At 67.0% G+C, this 23,301-nt stretch carries 22 protein-coding genes; 15 read left to right on the forward strand and 7 right to left on the reverse strand.

What is annotated here, in order from left to right:
- Positions 1-3: 3 nt before the first annotated feature.
- From AC3WTC_RS12695 to AC3WTC_RS12730, 8 genes are all read left to right on the forward strand, one after another.
- Positions 4-1,029, forward strand: a complete 1,026-nt coding sequence (locus tag AC3WTC_RS12695; RefSeq protein ID WP_032976121.1) for an LLM class flavin-dependent oxidoreductase — start codon at positions 4-6, stop codon at positions 1,027-1,029.
- Between the two features lie 166 nt (positions 1,030-1,195).
- Positions 1,196-1,558, forward strand: a complete 363-nt coding sequence (locus tag AC3WTC_RS12700; RefSeq protein ID WP_089240600.1) for a DUF3088 family protein — start codon at positions 1,196-1,198, stop codon at positions 1,556-1,558.
- A gap of 14 nt (positions 1,559-1,572) precedes the next feature.
- Complete coding sequence (locus AC3WTC_RS12705) at positions 1,573-2,550, forward strand: MsnO8 family LLM class oxidoreductase (protein WP_492711564.1); 978 nt, start codon at positions 1,573-1,575, stop codon at positions 2,548-2,550.
- Between the two features lie 16 nt (positions 2,551-2,566).
- Complete coding sequence (locus AC3WTC_RS12710; protein ID WP_049465722.1) at positions 2,567-3,910, forward strand: LLM class flavin-dependent oxidoreductase; 1,344 nt, start codon at positions 2,567-2,569, stop codon at positions 3,908-3,910.
- A gap of 4 nt (positions 3,911-3,914) precedes the next feature.
- Complete coding sequence (locus AC3WTC_RS12715) at positions 3,915-5,135, forward strand: M20 aminoacylase family protein (protein WP_492711565.1); 1,221 nt, start codon at positions 3,915-3,917, stop codon at positions 5,133-5,135.
- Positions 5,132-5,698, forward strand: coding sequence for a GNAT family N-acetyltransferase (locus tag AC3WTC_RS12720; RefSeq protein WP_127564564.1), 567 nt, complete (start codon positions 5,132-5,134; stop codon positions 5,696-5,698). The genes AC3WTC_RS12715 and AC3WTC_RS12720 overlap by 4 nt, the downstream gene beginning before the upstream one ends.
- A complete protein-coding gene (locus AC3WTC_RS12725) occupies positions 5,695-7,431 on the forward strand; it encodes an amino acid ABC transporter permease/ATP-binding protein (RefSeq protein WP_099783756.1) in 1,737 nt (578 codons plus the stop codon). The genes AC3WTC_RS12720 and AC3WTC_RS12725 overlap by 4 nt, the downstream gene beginning before the upstream one ends.
- A gap of 19 nt (positions 7,432-7,450) precedes the next feature.
- Entirely contained in the window at positions 7,451-8,425 is a 975-nt protein-coding gene (locus AC3WTC_RS12730; RefSeq protein WP_033830944.1) for an ABC transporter substrate-binding protein, read from the forward strand.
- A gap of 145 nt (positions 8,426-8,570) precedes the next feature.
- Here the strand turns inward: AC3WTC_RS12730 and AC3WTC_RS12735 are convergent, their stop codons facing one another.
- The 3 genes from AC3WTC_RS12735 to AC3WTC_RS12745 form a co-directional block, all read right to left on the reverse strand.
- Positions 8,571-8,999 carry a hypothetical protein gene (locus tag AC3WTC_RS12735; RefSeq protein ID WP_492711567.1) on the reverse strand — a complete coding sequence of 143 codons (429 nt, stop codon included), beginning with the start codon at positions 8,997-8,999 and terminating at the stop codon, positions 8,571-8,573.
- Positions 8,962-12,099 (reverse strand): discoidin domain-containing protein, encoded by a 3,138-nt coding sequence (locus AC3WTC_RS12740; RefSeq protein WP_492711568.1) that lies wholly within the window; start codon positions 12,097-12,099, stop codon positions 8,962-8,964. Before AC3WTC_RS12740 ends, AC3WTC_RS12735 begins: the two co-directional genes overlap by 38 nt.
- Positions 12,100-12,213: 114 nt before the next feature.
- Complete coding sequence (locus AC3WTC_RS12745; RefSeq protein WP_140226000.1) at positions 12,214-13,110, reverse strand: LysR family transcriptional regulator; 897 nt, start codon at positions 13,108-13,110, stop codon at positions 12,214-12,216.
- A gap of 84 nt (positions 13,111-13,194) precedes the next feature.
- Between AC3WTC_RS12745 and AC3WTC_RS12750 the strand changes: the two genes are divergently transcribed.
- The gene (locus AC3WTC_RS12750) at positions 13,195-13,974 is read left to right on the forward strand and encodes an NAD(P)H-dependent oxidoreductase (RefSeq protein ID WP_492711570.1); all 780 of its coding nucleotides are present in this window, start codon (positions 13,195-13,197) and stop codon (positions 13,972-13,974) included.
- A gap of 103 nt (positions 13,975-14,077) precedes the next feature.
- The gene (locus AC3WTC_RS12755; protein ID WP_100436179.1) at positions 14,078-14,584 is read left to right on the forward strand and encodes a helix-turn-helix transcriptional regulator; all 507 of its coding nucleotides are present in this window, start codon (positions 14,078-14,080) and stop codon (positions 14,582-14,584) included.
- Positions 14,585-14,605: 21 nt separating this feature from the next.
- Here AC3WTC_RS12755 and AC3WTC_RS12760 read toward each other — a convergent pair whose 3' ends face one another.
- Positions 14,606-15,682 carry an MBL fold metallo-hydrolase gene (locus AC3WTC_RS12760; protein ID WP_140227073.1) on the reverse strand — a complete coding sequence of 359 codons (1,077 nt, stop codon included), beginning with the start codon at positions 15,680-15,682 and terminating at the stop codon, positions 14,606-14,608.
- 103 nt (positions 15,683-15,785) lie between these two features.
- Here AC3WTC_RS12760 and AC3WTC_RS12765 point away from each other — a divergent pair, with 103 nt between their 5' ends.
- Positions 15,786-16,397 carry a TetR/AcrR family transcriptional regulator gene (locus AC3WTC_RS12765; protein WP_032976163.1) on the forward strand — a complete coding sequence of 204 codons (612 nt, stop codon included), beginning with the start codon at positions 15,786-15,788 and terminating at the stop codon, positions 16,395-16,397.
- 15 nt (positions 16,398-16,412) lie between these two features.
- Here AC3WTC_RS12765 and AC3WTC_RS12770 read toward each other — a convergent pair whose 3' ends face one another.
- Positions 16,413-17,045, reverse strand: coding sequence for a TetR/AcrR family transcriptional regulator (locus AC3WTC_RS12770; protein WP_025874904.1), 633 nt, complete (start codon positions 17,043-17,045; stop codon positions 16,413-16,415).
- A gap of 103 nt (positions 17,046-17,148) precedes the next feature.
- Between AC3WTC_RS12770 and AC3WTC_RS12775 the strand changes: the two genes are divergently transcribed.
- Positions 17,149-17,808, forward strand: coding sequence for an O-methyltransferase (locus AC3WTC_RS12775; RefSeq protein WP_032951763.1), 660 nt, complete (start codon positions 17,149-17,151; stop codon positions 17,806-17,808).
- A 7-nt stretch (positions 17,809-17,815) separates the two neighbouring features.
- Here AC3WTC_RS12775 and AC3WTC_RS12780 read toward each other — a convergent pair whose 3' ends face one another.
- Positions 17,816-19,756, reverse strand: a complete 1,941-nt coding sequence (locus AC3WTC_RS12780) for an EAL domain-containing protein (protein ID WP_492711590.1) — start codon at positions 19,754-19,756, stop codon at positions 17,816-17,818.
- Positions 19,757-19,860: 104 nt separating this feature from the next.
- Complete coding sequence (locus tag AC3WTC_RS12785; protein WP_492711571.1) at positions 19,861-20,577, reverse strand: SDR family NAD(P)-dependent oxidoreductase; 717 nt, start codon at positions 20,575-20,577, stop codon at positions 19,861-19,863.
- A gap of 71 nt (positions 20,578-20,648) precedes the next feature.
- Between AC3WTC_RS12785 and AC3WTC_RS12790 the strand changes: the two genes are divergently transcribed.
- The 3 genes from AC3WTC_RS12790 to AC3WTC_RS12800 all read left to right on the forward strand — a co-directional run bounded on the left by AC3WTC_RS12790 (position 20,649) and on the right by AC3WTC_RS12800 (position 23,221).
- A complete protein-coding gene (locus AC3WTC_RS12790) occupies positions 20,649-21,452 on the forward strand; it encodes an APH(3')-II family aminoglycoside O-phosphotransferase (RefSeq protein ID WP_492711573.1) in 804 nt (267 codons plus the stop codon).
- 147 nt (positions 21,453-21,599) lie between these two features.
- The gene (locus AC3WTC_RS12795) at positions 21,600-22,190 is read left to right on the forward strand and encodes a TetR/AcrR family transcriptional regulator (RefSeq protein WP_492711575.1); all 591 of its coding nucleotides are present in this window, start codon (positions 21,600-21,602) and stop codon (positions 22,188-22,190) included.
- Positions 22,187-23,221 carry a DUF418 domain-containing protein gene (locus tag AC3WTC_RS12800; RefSeq protein ID WP_492711576.1) on the forward strand — a complete coding sequence of 345 codons (1,035 nt, stop codon included), beginning with the start codon at positions 22,187-22,189 and terminating at the stop codon, positions 23,219-23,221. The genes AC3WTC_RS12795 and AC3WTC_RS12800 overlap by 4 nt, the downstream gene beginning before the upstream one ends.
- Positions 23,222-23,301 lie beyond the last annotated feature (80 nt).

The raw sequence follows: 23,301 nt of genomic DNA on the forward strand, positions 1-23,301 counted from the left end.
GACGTGGCGGTGCAGCTGCGGCACCTGGCGTTCCTCACGCCGGGAAGCTATCTGCCGGAACAACCGCGCGCAGGCTTGGACGCGACGTTGGCGCTGATCGCGTTTGCCGAACAGCTGGGCTATGACGGCGCATGGGTGCGCCACCGCCACCTGGAACCGGGCATCAGCTCGGCAGCGGTGTTCCTGGCGGCGGCCAGCCAGCACACCACGCGCATCGAACTGGGCAGTGCGGTCATCCAGCTGGGCTACGAAACACCTTTCCGCCTGGCTGAGGATCTGTCATTGCTGGATGCGCTGGCCGGTGGCCGGCTGCAGGTAGGCGTCAGTACCGGCGCGCCGCCGCACGGGGAGCTGGTAGGGCCTTTGCTGTACGACAGCGACCCTGCGCGCATCGACTTTTCCCATGGCCGGGTGGCGCGGTTGCTGGAAGCGCTGCGTGGTGAACCGTTAGGCGCCGCCGATGCCGAAGTCGGCAACGCCGCCACGCGCTATCGCCCGCGTCTGCAGCCACATGCGCCGGGGTTGGTGGACCGGGTCTGGTATGGCGCTGGCTCCCTGCAGTCGGCGCGTTCGGCGGGTGAGCAGGGGCTGCATCTGCTGCTGGGCAACGTCAACCGTGCCGAGCTGAGTGATGACTTCTTTGGCGCCCAGCTGCAGCACCTGCAGGCCTATCGTGCGGCATTGCCAGTGGGCAGTCTGCGCCGGGTGGCGGTGGGACGGGTGCTGGTGCCCACCGAGGGTGTGGATGCGGCCACGCGGCAGCGGATCGAGGCCTTCAGTACGCAGCGGCATGCGCGCACCCTGGCCCCGCAAGGGCCGCGACGCACGATGTTCGCACCCGACGTGGTCGGCAGCACGGCGCAGATCATCGCGCGGTTGCAGGCCGATCCGCTGCTGCAGCAGGTGGACGAGCTGCGGGTGGAGCTGCCTTATGAACTGCCCGAGCAGGACTACCGGCGCATCCTCACCACGGTGATCGAGGACATCGCGCCGGCGCTGGGCTGGCGCGCACCTGCGCAAGCGGCGTGATGCCGCCCGCGCCCATAACGGCCGGCAGTCTGCTTATTGCCAACCTGCATCTGCATGGCCGGATCCGACCGTGGATTGTCGAGTTCCGGCGCTGGCATCGGGCCGTCCTTCTCTAGCATCGATATCGAAGCGGCAGTGCATTGCCGGCCCCTACGAGGACGATCCCGTGGCTGTAGACGCAACCCACAAACCCATCCTGTTCCTGCTGGACCGCGAGTTCGAGGACGGCCAGCTGCCCGGCCAACGCTTCTTCTGCCGGCACAGCCTGCTGCTGGAAGGTGCGCTGTCGAGCATCGATGGCCTGGACGCACAGCTGGATGTGCGCCGCATCGGCTTCAGCCGGCCGCGCCGCGAGGTGATCGCCGAGATCGGTGAGCAGGACCAGTCGCTGCCGAAGCTGGTGCTGCCGCAGGGGGTGGTCAACGAGCACGCCAGTGGTGAGTACCAGCAGCGCCAGTACATCTCCGGTGCCGAGCCGATCCTGGCGGCACTGAATGGCCTGCTCGGCATTCCCGTGGCCCATCCCTGAGCGAGGACGTGACGATGAGCTACCTCACCAGCGTGTTGGACAAGAGCCCGGTGGCCGACGGCAGCACGCCCGAACAGGCGCTGCGCAACAGCCTGCAACTGGCGCAGCGCGCCGAGCAACTGGGTTACCACCGCTACTGGTTTGCCGAACACCATGCCGCGCCGGCGCTGGCCAGCCCGGCACCGGAAGTACTGGCGGCGTGGGTGCTGGCGCAGACCCGGCGCATCCGCATCGGCAGTGGCGGGGTGATGCTGCGCCACTACGCCCCCTACAAGGTGGCCGAGAGCTTCAATCTGCTGGCCGCCCTTGCGCCCGGACGCGTGGATCTTGGCGTGGGCAAGGCGCCGGGTGGTCTGCCGGCATCGACTGCCGCACTGGCCGCCGGTCGCCCGGCATTCGCCGATTTCGACCAGCAGCTGCGCGACCTGGAAGGCTATCTGTCCGATGCGCAGGCAGACGCGCAGGCGCGGCCGATTCCGCAGACGCCACCGGAGCGCTTCCTGCTGGGTGCGAGTCCACAGAGTGCGCGGCAGGCCGCAGCGCTTGGCTGGCGCTTCGTCTACGCGGCGCACTTCGATGGCGACCCGAAGCACATCGAGGCCGCCTTCGAGGCCTATCGCGCGGTGTCCGCGCACGCCCCGTTGCTGGCAACGGTGGCCTTCGCCGCGCCCACCAGCGAGGCCGCCGCCCGCCATATCGGCGCGTTGCGGGTCTACAAGCTGCACCTGGGCCCAGGGCAGACGGTGAACCTGCCCAGCCCCGAGGCCGCTGCCGAGTACGCACGGCAGGTCGGGGTTGCTGATTTCCGCATCGAAGAAACACGCCCCAGCGTGCTCTCTGGCGATGCACAGCATGTACGCAGCGAGCTGGATGCGCTGCATCGACGCTTCGGCGTCGGTGAATTCATCCTCGACGCGCCGGTGGCCGACCTCGACGCACGCCTGACGTCCCTTGAACTGCTGTCGCCCGCGCCCCGCGCGGCGGTGGCCTGACTGCTGGAGCCACCCCATGAGCACGACCCCGCGTCCCATCCCCTTCGGCATCATGCTGCAGGGCCCCGGCAGCCACATGCATGCGTGGAAGCACCCGTCCAACGTGCCCGATGCCAGCGTCAACCTGGGCTACTACATCGACATCGCGCGTACCGCCGAGGATAACGGCATTGCCTTTGGCTTCGTTGCCGATGGGCTGTACATCAACGAGAAGTCGATTCCGCATTTCCTCAACCGCTTCGAACCGATCTCGCTGCTGTCGGCGCTGGCGACGGCGACGAAAAAGATCGGCCTGGCCGGCACGCTCTCCACCTCGTATAGCGACCCGTTCACCGTGGCGCGCCAGTTCGCTTCGCTGGATCTGCTCAGCGGTGGCCGTGCAGGGTGGAACGTGGTGACCTCGCCGCTGGAAGGCTCGGGACGAAATTACGGGCGTCCGCATCCGGAACACGCGCTGCGCTACCAGATTGCTGATGAGTACCTGGAGGTGGTGCAGGGGCTGTGGGATTCGTGGGATGACGATGCGTTCGTGCGTGACCGCGACAGCGGCACGTTCTTCGCGCCGGAGAAGTTCCGCCGGCTGGATCACAAGGGCCGCTTCTTCCAGGTGGAAGGCCCGCTCAACATCCAGCGCTCGCCGCAGGGGCAGCCGGTGATCTTCCAGGCCGGATCGTCGGACGATGGCATTGCGCTGGCCGGCAAGTACGCCGATGCGGTATTCACCCACGCGCCGTCGTTGGAGGAGACCCGTACGTTCACCCAGAAGGTGAAGAACTCGGCGATCGCCCATGGCCGCAGCGCCGGTGACGTCAAGATCTTCCCGGGCATCGGCCCGATCGTCGGCCGCACGGCGGAGGACGCCGAGGCCAAGTACCAGGCGATTGCCGCGCTGGCCGGGCTGGACGATGCCCTGGCGTATCTCGGCCGCTTCTTCGACCACCATGATTTCAGCCAGTACGACCCGGATGCGCCGTTCCCGGAGCTGGGCGATATCGGCGCCAACTCCTTCCGTTCCACCACCGACCGCATCAAGCAGGATGCGCGCGAGCAGGGCCTGAGCCTGCGCCAGGTGGCACTGCAGGCGGTGAGCCCGCGGCCGAACTTCATCGGCACGCCGGAACATGTGGCCGACGAACTGATCCGCTGGTTCGACGCCGGCGCCAGCGATGGCTTCATCCTCGGCTTCGCCGCGCAGCGCGAAGGCCTGGATGATTTCGTAACGCTGGTGCTGCCCCTGCTGGAAGCGCGCGGTTACCACCGCAGTGCGCTGGAAGGACAGACCCTGCGCGACCACCTGGGCCTGCCACGCAAGGCAAGCCGTTACAGCACCGACGCCGAGCCGGCGCGGAAGGTGGGATAAGGCGATGAGCGGAGACACTTCGGTAGCGCCGGGCCATGCCCGGCGGAATTCGCCGGCAACTGGCGTGCTGCCCGAAATCGCGGCACGTGCCGAACAGGCCATCGCGATCCGCCACGACCTGCATCAGCATCCGGAACTGGCCTTCGAAGAACACCGCACCAGCGCCCGCGTGGCCGAGCTGCTGCAGCAATGGGGCTACGCGGTCAGCACCGGCATCGGCGGCACCGGCGTGGTCGGTACGCTGCAGCGCGGGCAGGGCCGTCGCCGGTTGGGTCTGCGCGCCGACATCGATGCGCTGCCGATCCATGAAGAATCCGGGCTGGCCTATGCCAGCCAGCGCGAAGGCCTGATGCACGCCTGCGGCCACGATGGACACACCGCCATCCTGCTCTCGGCTGCCCACTACCTTGCGCACCACGGGCGTTTCGATGGCACGTTGCAGCTGGTGTTCCAGCCGGCCGAGGAAACCGGCTCGGGCGCTTCGAAGATGATCGCCGATGGCCTGTTCGAACGCTTCCCGGTCGATGCCATCTATGGCCTGCACAACTGGCCGGGCGTGCCGGTGGGGCACTTCGGCTTCGTCGACGGACCGGCGATGGCCTCGGTGGACTGGGCGCGTCTACGGGTGATCGGCAAGGGCGGCCACGGCGCCGAGCCGCAGGGCAGCGTCGATCCGATCCTGGCTGCCGCGCACATCATCACCGCGCTGCAGAGCGTGGTGTCGCGCAATGTCGATCCGCGGCAGATGGGCGTGGTCACCGTCGGCTCGATCCACGGTGGGCAGGCCGCCAATGTCATCCCCGATGTGGTGGAGCTGAAGCTGACCGTGCGCGCCTACCTGCCGGAGGTGCGCGATACGCTGCGCCGGCGGGTCACCGACATTGCCGAGCAGGCCGCCGCTGCCTTCGGTGCGCGTGCCGAGATCGAATTCCCGCGTGGCTTCCCCAGCGTGATCAACCACCCCGAGCAGACGGCCTACATCCGCGAGGTGGCGGTACAGGGGTTCGGTGCGCGGCAGGTGGTGGAGGCCTTCGCACCGCGTACCGCCAGCGAGGACTTCGCCTTCCTGCTGCAGGCACGGCCGGGCAGCTTCGTGTTCGTCGGCAACGGCGACAGCGCGCCGCTGCACAGCCCGCGCTATGTGTTCAACGACGCGGCCATCGCCCCGGCGGCCAGCCTGTGGGCGCGTCTGGCCGAGCACTATCTGGTGGAGGACGTGGCATGAGCGTGCGGTACGACAACGATCGGTTCCTGTACACCTCGGTGGACGACCCGCTGGCGCGTCCGTTGTTCGACGGCCTGGAGCAGGAGTACGACCACCGCTATGCGGACGTGCGCCGGCGTATCGGTGGCAGTGCCCGCGAGGAACTGCAGCGCTATCCGGCCGAAGCCTTCGCTGCCCCGGTCGGTGCGTTCGTGCTGCTGCTGCGCGACGGCGTGGCGATTTCCGGCGGCGCGTTCATGCCGCATCGCGATGAGGACACCGCAGAGTTCAAACGCATCTGGACGCTGCCTGGCCTGCGTCGGCAGGGCATCGCCCGGCGCGTGCTGCAGGAACTGGAAGACCAGGCTGCACGGCAGGGCTATCGGCGTGTGTTCCTGACCACCGGCTTCCGCCAGCCCGAGGCGGTCGGCCTGTACCTCAGCCACGGCTACACCGCGTTGTTCGATCTGGATGCGGACCCGGAAACCATCGCGCATCTGCCGTTCGAGAAACACCTGGTGCCACAGCCACAGCCACAGGCGGGCGACGCAGCCGCCCTCGCACTGCATGGAGCGGCGGCATGAGTACGCCTTCCACTGCCATCGAGGGCATTGTCCGCCAGCCGGCCACGGCGCTGAAGATCGTGCCGGCGCGGCATCCGCTGCAGGTGATCGGCACGGTGTTGGCACTCGCGCTGATCCTGATCGGCCTGCAGTCGGTGCTGGGCAATCCGCGCTGGGGCTGGGGCACGTTCGCCGAGTGGTTCTTTGCCCGGCCGGTACTGGAAGGGTTGGGGCGAACGCTGCTGCTGACCGCACTCGGTACCGGCCTCGGCTTCGCGCTGGGCACCTTGCTGGCCTTGGCCCGCGTCTCCGGTTCACCGCTGTTGTCGGCGGTGTCGTGGGGGTACGTGTGGCTGTTCCGTTCGATTCCGCTGCTGGTGCTGTTGCTGCTGCTGAACAACCTGGGTTACCTGTACAGCACCATCGAACTGGGCGTTCCATTCACCGGCATCAGCCTGTTCTCGTACCCGACCACGCAGCTGATCGGCGTGTTCACTGCCGCCGTGCTCGGCCTCACCTTGAACCAGGCGGCGTTCTCGGCCGAGGTGATCCGTGGTGGCATCCTGTCGGTCGACCACGGCCAGTACGAGGCGGCCGCAGCGTTGGGCCTGCCGCGTGGGCGCCAGGTGCGCCGCATCATCCTGCCGCAGGCGATGCGTTCGATCCTGCCTGCAGCGTTCAATGATGTGATCGGCCTGGCCAAGAGCACCTCGGTGGTCTACGTGCTGGCGTTGCCGGAGCTGTTCTACACCGTGCAGGTGATCTACCGGCGCAACCTGGAGGTGGTGCCGCTGCTGATGGTGGCCACGGTCTGGTACCTGGTGATCCTGACGGTGCTTTCGCTGCTGCAGCGGCGGGTGGAGCAGCGCTTTGCCCGCGGCCAGCTGCAGCACGAGCGCAACGTGTCGCGGGTATCGTCTGCAGCACCGCGGGCGGCGACCGCTGCACGCGTGCCCAGCCGGGCGGCATTTGCCGTGCCGATCGAGGCCGGAACGGGCGCGGCTGTGTCCCTGCAGGGCGTGGGCAAGGCCTTCGGCGAGCAGACGGTGCTTGATGACGTGCATCTGGAACTGAGGGCCGGCAGCGTGACCGTACTGATTGGTCCGTCCGGTGCGGGCAAGTCCACGCTGCTGCGGCTGATCAATCATCTTGAACGCGCTGACAGCGGCTTCGTCACCGTGGGCGGCCAGCTGATCGGTTACCGCCGCGACGGCGACACCCTGTACGAGCTGCCGGAAGGTGAGATCCGCCGTCGCCGCGCGGAAGTCGGCATGGTGTTCCAGGGCTTCAACCTGTTCCCGCACATGACCGCACTGGAGAACATCATCGAAGCGCCAATCGCGGTGCGCGGCATTTCGCGCGCCCAGGCCGAGCAGCAGGCACGCACCCTGCTGGAGCGGGTGGGGCTGGCCGACAAGGCCGATGCTTTCCCGCGCCAGCTGTCTGGCGGCCAGCAGCAGCGTGTGGCCATCGCCCGCGCGCTGGCCCTGCAGCCGAAGGTACTGCTGTTCGACGAGCCGACCTCCGCGTTGGACCCGGAGCTGGTGTCGGAGGTGCTGAGCGTGATCGAGGAACTGGCCAGTTCCGGCACCACGCTGGTGATCGTCACCCACGAACTGGGCTTCGCCCGCCGCGTGGCCGACCACGTGGTGATGATGGACCAGGGCCGGGTGATCGAGCAGGGCACGCCGGACGCGCTGTTTGAACACCCGCGCCAGCAACGCACGGCCGACTTCCTGGCCAAGACCCTGTAACTCCCTTTCGAGAACCGCCATGAGCCCAGCATCGCAGCGACGTCCCGCACGCAGCACCCTGTTGATCATCGGTGTGCTGGTCATCGGCATTGCCGGCATCGTCTATTCGCGCGTGCGCCAGGGCCCCGACGGCGTGCCCGTTGCGGCGACCTCGCTGGCGGCCAGCAACGCGCAGATACTGAAGGGCACGCCCGATCCGAAGGCGCAGGCGCTGATTCCGGCCGGCTATCGCTTCGTCACCCCGGGCGCGTTCACCATCGCCACCCATCCCGGCCAGCTGCCGTTGGCCGACTACGGTGCCGACAGCAAGGAAGTGGTGGGCGTGGAGCCGGACATCGCACGGTTGATCGCCGATGGCCTGGGCCTGAAGCTGGTGGTGGTGCCGGTGGCCTGGGCCGACTGGCCGCTGGGGCTGGAATCGGGCAAGTACGATGCGGTGCTGTCGAACGTGACGGTCACTGAAGAACGCAAGAAGAAGTTCGATTTCTCCAGCTATCGTTTCGACCTGCTGGGCATCTACACCCGCACCGATGGCCCGATCCAGAAGATCGCCACACCGGCCGACATTGCGGGGCTGAAAGTGGTGGTGGGGGCCAGCACCAACCAGGACCAGATCCTGCGCCAATGGGACAAGCAGAACATCGCCGCAGGCCTGAAACCGGTGGAGTACCAGTACTTCGATGATGCGGTGATCGGGCGGTTGGCAGTGATCACAGGCCGCGCCGACGTGTCGTTCGAGCCGAATGCCACCGGCGCCTATTCGGCGCGTGATGGCAAGGTGCGCCGGGTCGGCCTGTTCCCGGGTGGCTGGCCGGACGCAGCGGCGATTTCGGTGACCACCCGCAAGGGCAGTGGCCTGGCCGATGCGGTGACCCAGGCATTGAACACCCAGATCAGCAGCGGTACCTACGCAAAGGTGCTGGCGCGCTGGAATGTGGCCGAAGAAGCGGTGCCGCAGTCGCAGACCAATCCGCCGGGGTTGCCAGGGTTCTAGCGATGCCGCTTGGTAGGCGTCGCGCTTGCTCGACGGAAGGCGTGCCGACCAAGGTCGGCATCTACCGGAGGGCGTGCCAACCAACGGTTGGCACCCACCGGAATGCGAGGCGGGGCATGCCGACCAAGGTCGGCCTCTACCGGGGTCAGGGCTGCCAATCGATGTGTTCCAGGCGGGCGCCTCCATTGCCGTGAAAGAAACTGATCGCGGCGAAGCACGCCTCGATGCCGATGCACCACGCCAGGGGATAGCCATCCACCTGGCCATTGTCGAGGCGGAAATAGGCGTTGCCGGCGCGGTGTTCGTTTCCGCAGGAATGGAGGCCGTCGTCGCCGGGCTCGCGCAGGTACATCAGCCATGCATGCTCCGCATTGCGCAGCATGCACAGCGATGGACCGTCGGGCACCGATGCCCACAGCTCGAACTGGGGCATGGATGCGGCCAGCTCCAGTGCGCTGGCCAGCTGATCGTCGGTAGCGGCGGCGACAGGGCTGCCATCGAGTAGAAGTTCGATCACTTCGGTTCCTGCATCGGCATTACTGCCAACGTGCCTCCAAGGTTCGGAACGGGCCATCGAGCAGCACGCCGTCCTTGTCGAAGTTCCGTACCGATCGCCCATCCACGCGCACGTCCTTGGGCAGGGTACGGCTGGGCCACCATACGCGTACCGGCGTGCCCTTGCGCAGCCCCTTGCCGAGCGACACGGTCAGGTTGCCGTTGCGCTGCCGCGCCTGCATCTGCAGGGTGCCATAGGCAGTGGGCAAGCGTTCCACGGCCAGGCCCTCGCCAGCGACCCACGAAGGGGGCGTACCCGGCAGCAGCGACAACGCATCGTCGTCCTCGCGCATCAGCATGCCGAACAGGGTGCGGCCGTATTCGGCGCCGATCCAGGTGTGCGGCATGTCGCCCAGATAGCGTGGGAAGCGCAACCGCGAGTGCACGACCTCGGCCAGCACCTGCCATTCCAGCGGCCTGCGATCGTGCAGCAGGCCCTGCAGCAGCTCGTCGGCCGCTTCGGGCTGGCCCAGGTGCACGTAGCTCAGCACGTTGCGGATTTCATACGGCGTGTAGGCATACAGCGCACCAGGCTGGTTGCGCTTGCGCACATCGTCCAGGTAGCGGGCAAAGGTGGTGCGCAGGGCCTCGGCCGGCAGCACGCTCTGCGCACCGGTGGGATCCAGCGCGATCGATACACCGGTCGGGTCGCCATCGCCGAGGTCGGCCGATGATGGAATGAAGTCGATGCCCTTCCACGCCATCGTCGCGCGGATCGAGGCGTGCAGTGCGTCATACAGCGCCTTGTACTGTTCGCGCGCCCACGTGGCGGTTTCGTGGTCGCCCAGCGATTCGGCCAACCACGCGCCGTCATGCCAGCCCTTCAGGCCCCAGTAGTCGTCCCAGTAGCTGTGGGTGGGTGAGGGGTAGCCTTCGTGGCTGATCGACGGCGCAAGGATGCCGGCGAAGCGCTCCGGCGAGGGCTGGTCAGCCATGTAGCCCGGCACCAGCGTGCGTTCGCGCAGTTCCTGCAGGAAGCGCAGCGCGGCCTTCACCTTGGGCAGGTAGGCACGCACGCTTTCCGGCCCGCCATCGAGCCGGGCGACGTCGGCAACGAGGGTGACGTACTGGCCCTGGCTGTCGTACTCGATGTCCGAGCCGAAGCCGGTATTGACGCTGCCATCGTCGTTGAGGATGGGCGACACCAGGCCATTGCCGTGCACGCCGTGTTCGCTGTACCAGGCCAGGTAGTCGCGTGCCACTTTCGCTTCACCCATGCGCAGCAGCACGGCCGAGGTGGCCATGCCATCGCGGATGAAGGAGCGGTTGTAGTTGCGCGGACCGGGCTGCATGGCCGGGCCGGTCTGGTTGATCAGCATGTAGGCGGCCTGTGCGCGCAGCATGTCCACCAGCGAAGGGTCGGGCAGGCGCAGGCCGACCTGGCCCAGCCGCGCCTGCCAATCAGCGGAGGCGCGGCTGGCCAGCGTGTCGAACGCCTTGTCGCCGTCGCGCGGCAGCGAGGCGAGGTTGAGGGCCGGTGCTTCCGGCAGCGCGCCATTGGCATCGGCGGTGGCAGTACCGAGCGGGAAGACCACCACCACCGCATCGCTGGCACCGGGGGCCAGGGTGACGCGGTAGCTCAACGCCGCCGCTGCCAGGCCTGCGGCATCGCTGGACTGCTGTGCGGCAGGCAGTTTTCCGCTGGCGATGGCCGTGGTGATCTCGGTGTCACCTTCGTTGCCGAAGGGGGCGGTGCCAGCGGCATCCACTGCGCTGAGTGACTCCAGCAGCGTGCGGCCATTGACGCGCACGCTGTTGCCTTCGACGGCCACCTGGCGGATCGGCGACAGGCCGCCGTTCTGCCACGGCGGGTTCATCTGCATCGGTCGCACTGCGAGGGTCAGCGTGCCTTCGATGGCCGCGCTGCCGGTGTTGCGCAGGCGATGGCGCACGAAGGTGACCGGTTGCCCGTCGCGCTCGATGGCAAAGGCTTCGCTGCGCAGTTCCAGCCCGGGCTGCGGTGACCACGTGGCAGACGGCATCGGCTTCCATCCATCGCGCAGTGCGTGCTGCACCGGTTGTTCGGCGGCACCGGTCGCGCGGCCATCGGCACTGCGCCAGATCGGCTGCACCAGCGGTGCGCCCTTGTAGGCTTCGATGTTGCCGTATTCGTCGAAGATCGATTTCTGCCGGCCCGCATGCACGCCGACTGCGGTCCAGTAGGTCTGCTGCATGTGCAATGAGGCAGGGAACAACGCGCGCTGCGCGCCACTGGCGGCGATCTGGTAGCGCTTCATCGGCGTCATCACCGCCTTCGGGCCGAGCAGGCGGATGCGTTTGACCTGGGGTGCATCGCCTTCCACGGTCAGCCGCAGTGCCTTGATGTCCAGTGGCGCGTCGGCCGCCAGCCAGCTCTGCTGCCGGGTCGCTGCCTGCGCATCGCGCGCCAGTTCGTGCCAGCGGCCCTGTGCGTCCTGCGCCTGCAGGCGTGCAGCGCCGTGCACGTTGGCCCAGTCCACTGCCAGCCCGGTGCTGGGCTGGGCGCGGGGCAGGGTGATGTCGAGCGTGTGGATGCCGCCTTTGCCTGCGGGGATGGCAACCGTGCCGCCGCCCTGCCACAGCGCAGCGGACTGGGGGGCGTCCAGCCCGGTCACCCGTGCGCTGAGCGTGGTGTCGAGCGGTTCCATTTCGAAGATGGATACGCCCCAGTCGGAGGTGCGCTGCGGGCTGGCCAGACGCAGGTAGCGGGCCTGTCGCGGCGCGAAGTACAGGGTCTCGATGCCACCCAGCGAATCGCCCATCACGTAGGCGCTCTGCCACTGCTTGCCGTCGAGCGAGGTCTGCAGCGAATAGCCTTCGGGGTTGGAGACATCCCAGGTGAGGCGGGCACCGGCCAGCATCGCAGGCTTGCCGAGATCGACCTGGAACCAGTGGCCGGGGCTGAACGCGCCGCCGGTCACCGTCTTGGGATCGTTGTCGATCAGGTGGCTGATCGCCATCGCCGGAACCTGCTGCGACGACGCGCTGGCCTGCCATTGCGCGCGCGGTGGCAGGTTCTGTGCGGTGGCGGTGGCGGTGGCGGTGGCGGTGGCGGCCAGTGACAGGCCGAGCAGCAGGGCCGCGGCAAGGCGCCGGTTCGGCAGGCGGGGAGCGGTCCAGCGGTCAGCGCACAACGTCATTGCGAAGGCCTCACATCGGCAGGGCCCGGGAACGGGCGGGCCTACGCTAGCAAGGGATGTAACCGGTTACATGACGCGTCGCAATATTTCCCGGGCGGGTCCTGGCACGAGGTTTCATGAATGCGCACAGATACGCTCGCGCAGCCAGCGATGTGCCGGATCGCGATGCACGCGTTCGTGCCAGAGCATCACCATCTCGAACCCGGGCACATCAATGGGCGCGGCAACCGCCTTCAACGCCGGGTCCTGCGCGACCAGGCGCGAGGGCATCATCGCCACCAGGTCCGTGCGCAGCAGCACGCTGCGCAGGAACAGGAAGTGCGGCACCGACAGCACCACGTTGCGACGCGCGCCTACATGCGCCAACGCGCTGTCGGTGCCGCCATGGAAACCGCCGCCATCCGGTGACACGATCACGTGGTCCAGCGCGCAGAACTGCTTGAGCGTCGGCCGCCGCTTCAGTCGTGGATGGTCGCGACGCCCGGCCAGCACGTAGCGTTCCTGGAACAGCGGACGATGGTGCAGGGAGGCAGGCGCGTCGGAGGTGATGTGGAGGGCGAGATCGATCTCGCCGCGTTCGCTCTGCGCCACCATCTGCGCCGGCGCCAGGCTGACCACGGCCAGGCGCGTGCCGGGTGCGCGCACGCGCAGGTCGGCCAATGCCGGCAGGACGATCGTGGTTTCGCCAAAGTCCGACGCCATGATCCGCCAGGTCTGCGTGGCCTGGGCCGGATCGAACGCCTGCACCGGTGCGACCGCACGCTGCAGTGCAGCCAGTGCGTCGGCCAATGGTTCGCGCAGCGCATCGGCACGTGCGGTGGCACGCATGCCGCGTGGCCCCGGCAGCAGCAACGGATCATCGAACAGGTGGCGCAGGCGCGCCAGCTGCACGCTGACCGTGGGCTGGGCCAGATGCAGGCGTTCGGCCGCGCGGGTGACGTTCTGCTCTTCCAGCAAGGCCTGCAGGGTTACCAGCAGGTTGAGGTCGATGCGACGCAGGGTATTGTCCATGGCAATGCCGGGGATTGCAGGAATTCATTTCAACTATAGCGTGGCGGCACCCAACATGGCCGGCATTCCCTCCCTGGTGCCACCATGAACGTTCTGCTTGTCTACGCCCACCCCGAACCCACCTCGCTCAATGGCAGCCTGAAGGCCTTCACCGTCGAGCACCTGCAACGCGCCGGCCACACCGTGCAGGTGTCCGACCTGCATGCCATGCAATGGAAGGCGCAGATCGATGCCGACGATCACCCCGGGCGGGATCCTTCGGTGCCGTTCCACGCGTCACTGGATTCGCGCGACGCCTTCAGGACGGGCCGGCAGAGCGCCGACATCGCCGCCGAGCAGGAAAAACTGCGCTGGGCCGACGCGGTGATCCTGCAGTTCCCGCTGTGGTGGTTCTCGATGCCGGCCATCCTGAAGGGTTGGGTGGATCGCGTGTACGCCTATGGTTTTGCCTATGGCGTGGGCGAACATTCCGATCGGCATTGGGGCGACCGCTATGGCGAGGGCGCGATGTCCGGCAAGCGCGCGATGCTGGTGGTCACCACCGGTGGCTGGGAGTCGCATTACGGTCCGCGCGGCATCAATGGGCCGATCGACGATGTGCTGTTCCCGATCCAGCACGGCATCCTGTTCTATCCCGGCTTTGACGTGCTGCCCGCGCATGTGATCTACCGCAGCAGCCGTATCGATGAGGCGTCGTTGCCTGGCGTGCTGGAGGGGCTGGGCGCGCGGCTGGATGGGCTGGCGAGCGATCCGGTGATTGCCTACCGGCGGCAGAACGGCGGTGATTATCTGATCCCTGCACTGAGCCTGCGGCCTGAGTTGGCCGAGGGTGAGGCAGGGTTGGGAGTTCACCTCGAACTGTGAGTGGCGCATTCGCCTCTGGAAACGCGACGGAGATTCTGTAGGTTCGGCAGTCTGGCGGCGCTCGCGGTAGCCGCCCTTGCTGACTCAGGGAGACGCAGGTCCTTTGAAGACGGAATTCAACTTCACCCTGAGATACCGCCTGCCCGATACCTCGGGTGATCCTGGCGTCCTCGAACGGCACCTGCTCGATGCGGGATGTGGAGATGCACTGTTGGGCGTAGGGAGCCCGGCAAGGCTGGCGCTGGAATTCTGTCGTGAGGCGAGCAGTGCCGCTGAGGCGATGCGCTCCGCGCTGGGAGACGTCCAGCGTGCCGTACCCGATGCAGAGCTGATCGAAGTCAGTCCCGATCTGGTTGGGCTGACGGATGTCGCTGATCTGCTGGGCATGTCACGGCAGAACATGCGCAAGTTGCTGCTCGCGCACCCGCAGACGTTTCCGGCACCGGTGCACGAAGGGAGCGCGTCGATCTGGCATCTGGCCGATATTCTTTCGTGGATGCAGGCGCGCGGCAGCCAGAAGGTCAGCAGCGAGCTGGCGGAGCTCGCTGCTGCGGCGCTGCAGATCAATGTGGCGAAGGAGCAGGAACGGCTGGTTCAGCATCCCGGCTGAGGGTCGCTGCGCGACAGGCCGTTACAGTTGCACACGCTCCCACCAGCGCGTACCAGCGGTCGGTGATTGCATGTCCAGTGCCTCGCCCATCATCGGCGTGGCCACCGGCACGTTCTTTGCGGCAGCCAATGCGCTGATGCGTTCGAACGGTTGCTGCCACTCGTGCAGGGCCAGGTCGAAGGTGCCGTTGTGGATCGGCAGCAGCCACTTGCCACGCAGGTCCAGGTGCGCCTGCAGGGTCTGTTCGGGCTGCATGTGCACGAATGCCCAGCGTTGATCGTAGGCACCGGTTTCGATCATCGTCAGGTCGAACGGACCGTACTTCTCGCCGATGGCCTTGAAGCCGTCGAAGTAGCCGGTGTCGCCGCTGAAGAAGATGCGGAAGTCGCCGTCCTGGATCACCCACGATGCCCACAGGCTGCGATCGCTGTCACCCAGGCCGCGGCCGGAGAAATGCTGGCCGGGGGTTGCGGTCAGGCGCAGGCCAGCGGCTTCTGTGGACTGCCACCAGTCCAGTTGTTCGACCTTGGCCGCATCCACGCCCCAGGCGATCAGCTGGTCGCCTACACCCAGCGGTGCGATGAAGCGCGCGGTCTTGCCAGCCAGCTTCATTACCGCCGCGTGGTCGAGGTGGTCGTAGTGGTTGTGCGAGAGGATGACACCGGCGATCGGCGGCAGTTCGTCGATGCTGATCGGCGGCGCATGGAAGCGCGCCGGGCCCATCCATTGCACCGGTGAGGCGCGTTCGGAGAAGACCGGATCGGTCAGCCAGTACTGGCCGCGCAGCTTCAGCAGGATCGTCGAATGCCCCAGGCGGAACAGGCTGCGGTCGGGCGCCGCGTCCAGGGTGGCGCGGTCCAGCGCCTGCACCGGGATGGGGTGGTCGGGCACGGTGCCCTTGGGCTTGTTGAACAGGAAGGTCCACCAGATCTCCAGGCCATCACGCAGGCCCATTGCCGGTTTCGGCAGGGCATTGCGGAACTTGCCTTCGCGGTACTGCGGCGAATCGGGGAAGTCAGGGAGGGACCAGGATTTGCAGAAGGTATAAGCGGTCACGGCGAGGATTCCGAGCAGGAGGACAAGGAGCAGGCGCTTCATGGGTGACGTCCGCAGGGTACACTGCACAGTGTAGTTTCCGGATTTCAGAAAGTACACTGCTGGGTGTAAAATGGTGGCATCCGTTCAGCTGTCTGGTTCCGCCATGCCCCGTACCCCGCAACGCCTTACCGACCGCAAGCGCGAGGCCATCGTCCGCGCGGCGGTGGAAGAGTTCCGTTCGGCCGGCTACGAGGCGACCAGCATGGACCGCATCGCGGCGGTGGCTGGTGTCTCCAAGCGCACCGTCTACAACCACTTCCCGAGCAAGGAAGAACTGTTCGCGCTGATCCTGGAAGAGCTGTGGCAGAGCAGCGTGGCCAGCGTCGAGCTGCCGTACCGCGCCGACCAGCCGCTGGATGTGCAGCTGCTGCAGCTGCTGCGGCAGAAGCTGGACCTGCTGGGTGATGCCAACTTCATCGATCTGGCGCGGGTGGCGATGGCCGAGATCATCCATTCACCCGAGCGCGCGCAGGCGATCGTCTGCCGCATGGGCGAGAAGGAGAGCGGCGTCAGCGCATGGATCCGTGCGGCGATTGCCGATGGGCGGCTGCGCCAGGTCGATCCGGAATTCGCCGGCCATCAGCTGCAGGGCCTGGTGAAGAGCTTCGCGTTCTGGCCGCAGGTGACGATGGGCCAGGCGCCGCTGGCGCAGGCCGAACGCACGCGCGTGGCCGAGTCGGCGGTGGCGATGTTCCTGGGCTTCTACGCGGTGTAAGCCGGCGGCCGCACGTCAGTGCGCGCCCAGCTGCCTGAGATAGGCGCAGAACATATCCGCGACCGCATCGGCATAGACGCGCATCTCGGCGGCAGTGCGCGGTTCACTGGAAAATTCGCGACCGGTGGCACCCAGCGTGGTATCGATCAGATCCACCGCCAGCTGGCGCGTGCCCGCCGAGGCCTGCGGCAGCAGCTCGGCCATGAACACGAGCATCGCTTCGTCGGTCTCGCTGCGTGCTTCCTGCGCTTCCGGCGCATCGCGGTACAGCGGCGCGGCATCGTTCAACGCGCCACGGGTCTGCGCTTCTTCGCATTCCGACACGATGAAGGCATGCACCAACGTGCGCAGGCGCTGCAGGTGCGGTTGTCGTGTGTCCTGCAGGATGTCGCGCAGCATCGCGCCGGTCTGCTGCCACTCGTCGCGCTGCAGGCGGAACAGGATTGCCGCCTTGTTGGGAAAGTACTGGTACAGCGAACCGACGCTGACACCGGCGCGTTCGGCCACCCGCGCGGTGGTGAACCGGGGGGCGCCTTCGTGCTTCAGAACCTGAGCAGCGGCTTCGAGAATGGCCGCGACCAGGTCGTTCGATCGTGACTGGCGAGGCTGTTTTCTCGAGGAAATCTGCGGCGGACGACGTTCGGACATGGGGCTTTTCCAATGCGAATAGGCGGAGCCGGGGATCGTCCGTATTCTTGATTGCGACGAATCATTCGCATTCTAACCCCGTCATCGCAAGGAACACCCGCCCATGTCCACCCTGATCTCAACCCCGGTCGCGCCCCTGCTGGCACGCCTGTTCACCGAAGCCGACAGCGCGCTCAGCCCGGCCTTGACCTCCGTCTCCCCCGAAGAGCGGCAGCGCCTGCTGGGCAGCCGCACCGAATACCGGCGCCTGTATGGCGAGCTGCTGAAGGACCTGTGGCTGCCGGTGTCGCCGGAAACCGGCCGCCTGCTGTACCTGCTGGCGCGCAGCAGTGGCGCGCGCAGCATCGTTGAGTTCGGTACGTCGTTCGGCATCTCCAGCATCCATCTGGCTGCGGCGTTGCGTGACAACGGCGGCGGCCGCCTGATCACCACCGAGTTCGAACCGGAGAAGGCGCGCCGTGCCGCCGGCCACCTGCGTGAAGCGGGCCTGGACGATCTGGTCGAGATCCGCGTGGGCGACGCACTGGAGACCCTGGCGGTGGACCTGCCCGATACGATCGATCTGGTGCTGCTCGATGGTGCCAAGGTGCTGTACGACGATGTGCTGGAGCTGCTGCACGAGCGGCTGCGCCCGGGCGCAGTGGTGATCGCCGACAACGCCGACGACAGCCCGCGCTACCAGCAGCGCATGCGCTCGGGCAATGCAGGCTATCTGTCCGTGCCCTTCGCCGACGATGTGGAGCTGTCGATGCGGCTGGCCTGAAGGCCGCTCAGGCCAGCTGCCGGAACTGCTCCGGTGGCAGGGCCCGTGCATACAGATAGCCCTGGCCCACATCCACCCCCAGCGCACGCAGCAGCTGCTCCTGCGCCGGGGTCTCGGTGCCTTCGGCAACGACGATGGCACCGCAGCGGTGGGCTACTTCCACGATGAAGCGGACGATGGACTGCGACTTGGCATCGGACAACGTGGCGATCAATGCCCGCTCGATCTTGACCTCGGCCACCGACAGCTGCGACAGCAGGATCAGGGTCGAATAGCCGGCGCCGAAGTCGTCCAGTGACAGGCTCATGCCAGCGGCCAGCAGGACGACGACGTTGGCATCGACAACGTCGCGCTCGACGATTTCGGTCCACTCGACGATCTCCAGCCGCAGCATCGCGCCGGGTATGCGTTGCTGCTCCAGCAAGGTGCACAGGCGTGCGCCGAAGCCGGGTTGGCGCAGCGATTCGGCGGACACGTTCACTGCGATCGTCAGCGTATGCCCGTCATCCCTGCAGTGGCCAAGGAAGGCGGTGGCCGCCTGCAGCGTGGCCCATTCCAGTTCGGCAAGGCGTCCGCGACGGCGCAGCAGCGAAACCACCCGCATCGGTGCAATCAGGTGGCCATCGCCATCGCGCATCCGCAGCAGCGCCTCGGCGCCGACCAGGTGGCGGTCCTGCAGGCGGAACTTGGGCTGGTAGTACAGTGGTGCATCGGCGTGCTGCAGCCAGTGGTCCAGCGCGGTCTCGATCAGGGCATCCACTTCGCTGTCGCGCTGGATAGGATCATCGAAGAACACCACACCGGACTCGATCGCGTTCAAGGCCAGGGTGACCGCGCGGAACGGGATGGAGCTGTCGTCCTGCGTGGGCGGCTGCAGCTCGACCACCGCGCAGCGGAACACCGGGCGGAAGCCCGGCCAGTCATCGCCGATCACCGTGGACAGGCGGTCGGCCAACGCAGGCAGTTCGGTATCGGCGCGGAGATCGGCAAGGCTAGCGTCCGGCAGCAGGATCGCGAGCGCGCTGTCACCGAACTGATAGATCTCCATCGCATCGGTCGGTCGCGCATGCAGCAGGGTGCGACGCACGGCCTCGGCGTTGTGCGGGTTCCACAGGCCGCTGTCATTGAGCGGGCCATAGCGCAGCAGCAGGTCCTGCAGGTTGCCCATCTCGGTCACGATCAGGCACGCATTGCCGCGGTCTTCGCTGCTGCGCCAATGACGCTGCAGACGCTCGTCGAGGGCGCGCAGGTTGGGCAGGCCGCTCACCGGGTCGATGCGCATCCACGCATGTTCGCGTTGGCGCTGGGCATCGATCTGCGCATCGTTGTAGACCAGCGCGAATACGGCCACCAGCACCAGCAGTGACACCGGCAGGGCCAGCACGCGCTGGGTGGCCAGTTCCAGCAGGGGCAGCTGCGCGCTGCCGATGATCGCCACGCCCAACACCAGCCCGATCAAGGTCACTGCGATGCGCACCGCCCAGGCCTGCAGGATCAACCGCAGCGAGAAGTGGGTGAGCATGCGCGGGTATATCCGCCCGCGCAGCCAGATGCCTGCCAGCACCTGCAGCGCCGCTTCCAGGCTGGCGGGCAGGAAATACTGCGTGCCGGAGAACTGGTAGCGCGCCAGCAGGCTGGCCAGCAGGCAGGTCACGCCGCCGCGCCAGCCGCCCAGCAGACCGCTGATCAGCAGGATGTCGATGCCGAGGTTGAGCTTGACCACGCCCTGCGCGTAGCCGGCCACGAACCATGAATTGAACAGGTAGATCAGGCCGAGGATCGCGCCGATGTAGACGCGGCGTCCTTCCATGGCATGGCCGCCGCGGCGGGTGGCGATCAGGAACACGCCGATCATGCCGATCACCGCAGTGGCCTGCAGCAGGTACAGCGGCAGGCTGGGCAGGGCGCTGTCCAGAACCCGGGTCGAGAGCCTCGATAGCGCATCGATAGCCATAGCCGGTCCTGTGTGCGGCCAACTGCCAGTAGACGCAGAGTAAACCACGGCCGCGTGTACGGCCAAACCGGGGCTGCCAGTGTGTGCTGAGCGCTGGTCTAGTAACGCGGATCGGCGATGGCGGGCAGCACCAGCTCGCGCACGAAGCTGGACGGTGACAGCTGCAGCAGGGCGTGCACCATCGACACCACGTCGTGCACCGGCACGTACTCGCCATTGCCGCGTGCGGCCGCCTGCTGCAGCGGCACCGACAGTGCATCTTCGGTATTGAGGTAGCCCAGCTGCAGCGTCGTCACGGCCAGCCGCTGCTGGCGGAAGCCTTCGCGCAGGGCATCGGCAATCCCGTTGAGCGCGAACTTGGACGCGCCGAAGGCCACCTCGGGGCGGCCACTGCGCGGCAGCGCCGAGGTCGAGCCGGTCAACACCAGTTGCGGGCGGCGCCCGCCGAGCACGCGCGGCAGCAGCTGCTTGAGCAGCAGCAGGGTGGCGGTGATGTTGACGTCCACCAGCTGCGCCAGCGCGCTGTCACTTTCGTTGAGGAAATCGTAGTCGTCACTGAATGCGGTCTCCTCCCAGATGCCAAGGTTATGGATGAGCACATCGAGATCCGACGGCGCCTGCGCTGCGATGCTGGCAGCGGCCCGTACCGGCTGGCTCAGGTCTGCTTCAATCCAGTGCAGGTCGACGCCCTCGCTGCAGTCCAGCTGCGTGGGGCGTGTGCGCGATACGCCGATGACGGTATCGCCGGGCCGGCAGAGGCCTTCCACGAAGGCGCGGCCAAGACCTTTGCTGGCGCCGATGACCATGAGTTTCATGCAGTGTCCTTTGCTGTGGGGTGTCCGATTCGGAGAGAATCCAGGCTGTGACCGGGGCCGGAGCGGTGGGGATGGAAGCAGGATCGAGTGATGGCGGTGTAATGCCCTTGCCGTCGCAATGGCGCAGCGTGCTGCGCGATGCAGATATCGAGATGCAGGGCATCGGCGTGTCGCGCGCCGATGTGGCGCGGGTGCGACGCCCGGGAACGCCGGATGCGTTCCTGAAATCGGAAGTGATCGATGCCTTCAGCGAACTGGAGGGCGAAATCCTGCGTCTGCGTTGGCTGCGGGCACAGGGACAGCCGGTGCCAACGGTGTTGGATACGGCGGAGGAGGGCGGCCGGCGTTGGCTGCTGATGAGCGCGTTGCCCGGCCATGACCTCGCGTCCTCGCCGACGCTGGCGCCCGACCAGGTGGTCGTGCTGCTGGCTGACGCGCTGCGCGCCCTGCATGCGCTGCCGGTTGCCGGTTGTCCGTTCGATCATCGCCTTGCATCGCGCTTGCCGGAGGTCGCTGCGCGCGTTGCCGCAGGGTTGATCGATGCGGATGATTTCGACGATGAGCGCCTGGGCCAGAGCGCCGAGCAGGTGCATGCCGAGCTGATCGCAACGTGCCCGGCGGATGAAGATCTGGTGGTAGCGCACGGCGATGCATGCCTGCCGAATCTGATGGCGGTCGACGGCCGCTTCAGCGGTTTCATCGATTGCGGACGGCTGGGTGTGGCTGATCGTTGCCAGGACCTGGCGTTGGCCGCACGCAGCCTGGTCCACAACTATGACGACACCCGCTGGGTTGCGCCCTTGCTGGCCCGCTATGGCATCGGTGCCGATGAACGCCGACTCGCGTTCTACCGCCTGCTGGACGAGTTCTTCTAGGTGCATGCAGGGTCCGCAGTTGCAGCAGGGTGCGGCAGGATCGGTCCTCAACAGCGGTTGAGGTCAAGCGCGACGCGCTGAACGGCGACTGGCCGAAGGCTTGGATTCGGCTTTTAAATGGACGAACGTTCGTTCATTGTTTGCCGCATGAACCGCACCGACCGCAATGAGCAACGCGCCTCGCAGATCCTGCAGGCGGCCCTGCAGTGCTTTCTGTCCAAGGGCTTCCACCAGACCAGCATGCGCGACATCGCGCGGGCGGCCGGGGTGAGCCTGGGCAATCTCTACAACCACTTTCCCGGCAAGGAGGCGCTGATCCTGGCGACGGCCGAGGCCGAACAGGACGAACTGCAGCCGTTGCTGCAGCGGTTGGCGGGATGCAATGGCGAACGTGCGCAGGTGCAGGGGTTCCTGCGGGACTTCCACACCCTGTGCCGGCAGCCGGAATGGGCGCTGTTGAGCGTGGAAGTGCTGGCCGAGAGCGCGCGCAATCCGGCGGTGGCGGCGGCATTCGCTGGCAACCGCGCGCAGTTGCAGAGCGGTCTTGCCGAGGCTTTGCAGGAGGTCGCACGTCGTGAGCGCCGCCGGCCCGTGCTGGCGCCCGCGCTGCAGGCGCAGGTGCTGCTGGATGCGATCGAGAGCGCTGCGCTGCGAAAGGGATTGGGTGAGGCGAGCGATGCCGATACCGACGTGCTTGATCCCGCTCTGCTGGCAGCTCTGCTTGGGGCGCGTGCGTGAGCACTGACGATCGGCGGCTGCATGGGCTGGACCTGGCGCGCTACCTCGCCCTGGCCGGCATGGTGCTGGTCAACTTCCGCCTGGCGATGGCCGTCGAGACCGATGGCGGCGGCTGGCTTGCTGGATTCTTCCACCTGCTGGAAGGCAAGGCTTCGGCGACCTTCGTGACGCTGGCCGGGGTGGGCCTGATGCTGGCCACACAGCGACTGGCGTGGTGGCAGGCAAGCGTGCAGACCTGGCGGCGGGCCGTGTTCCTGGCCGTGCTCGGCCTGCTCAACCTGACCGTGTTTCCTGCCGATATCCTGCATTACTACGCGGTGTACTTCGCGCTGGCGGTGCTGTGGCTGCGCGCGTCGCCCCGTGTTCTGCTGGGCAGCATGGTGGCTCTGGCGATGGTCGCGTTCTGGGCCCTGCTGCGCTGGGACTACAGCCAGGGCTGGAACTGGCAGACGCTGGCTTACGAGGGGCTGTGGCAAGGGCCGGGTGCGATGCGCAACCTGCTGTTCAATGGCTTCCATCCGGTGTTGCCGTGGCTGTGCTTTTTCCTGCTGGGCATGCTGCTGGCGCGGCTGCCGCTGTCGCAACCCCGGGTGCAGCGTGCCTTGCTGCTGCTTGGCCTGCTGCTGATGGGCGCCGGCCAGGTGTTGCAGCAGTGGGGCCACGGCACGATGTGGCAGGTGTGGCTGGCGACGCAGCCGATGCCGCCCGGTCCGGCCTATCTGCTGACCGGCGCAGGCGCGGCGTGTGCACTGATCGCGGCTTGCCTGTGGCTGGTGCGGCTGCATCCTGGCGATTGGCTGGAACCGTTCACCGCGGCCGGACGGATGACGCTGAGCCTGTACGTGGCGCACATCCTGATCGGCATGGGCGTGCTGGAATCGCTTGGACTGCTTGATGGCAGTGCCAGCCTGTCGTGGGTGCTGATGGCCGCGTTGTTGTTCGTGATGCTGGCGACCGCGGCGGCCTGGTTGTGGTCGTGGCAGTTTGCGCGCGGTCCGTTGGAAGCGGTCATGCGACGCATCGCCGGCTAGTTCTTTTGTCGCAGGAGAGCGATGTTGTGACCAGTTTGCCTGTGCGGATGCAAGGCCATCTGCGATAGTAGGTGTCGTCA

Source organism: Stenotrophomonas sp. FW305-C-20-S1 (assembly GCF_058783335.1).